We start from the raw sequence: 354 nt of genomic DNA, 5'->3' as shown, positions 1-354 counted from the left end.
CTGGCGCACCAAGCGGATCAAACTGGGCGCGTACGCAGTGGGGGCACTGACCGCCGCCGTCCTCGCCGTGAGCACCACCCCGGCCGCGGCAAGCGGAACCTACAGCGGCCGCGCCTACTTCTACGGGGGCGACAAGTACTGGGACGACTGGGGCGACGAGGGCATCCTGCAGAGAAACACTCACGCGTCGTCCAACGCCACGTGCCTGTGGCAGATGATCCTTTGGGCCGACGGCGCGCTCGACTCCAAGTCGAAGGTCGACGGGGTCTTCGGTGACGGAACCTACAACGCGACCAAGGCATGGCAGCAACGCCAGAACATCGACTACGCGGCAGGCCTGGAGACCGACGGGTC

The 354-nt window shown here is 66.7% G+C and carries 1 protein-coding gene; it reads left to right on the top strand.

Features of this window, described 5'->3' with window-relative positions:
* Positions 1 to 67: 67 nt before the first annotated feature.
* Positions 68 to 354: peptidoglycan-binding domain-containing protein (locus AC1DYK_RS36405; protein WP_478170691.1), on the top strand; the 287-nt coding region annotated here is incomplete at its 3' end.

This window comes from Variovorax sp. P2_H12 (assembly GCF_056403395.1).
Note: the sequence above shows the minus strand (reverse complement) of the source record. Positions and strands in the feature narration are given on the sequence as shown.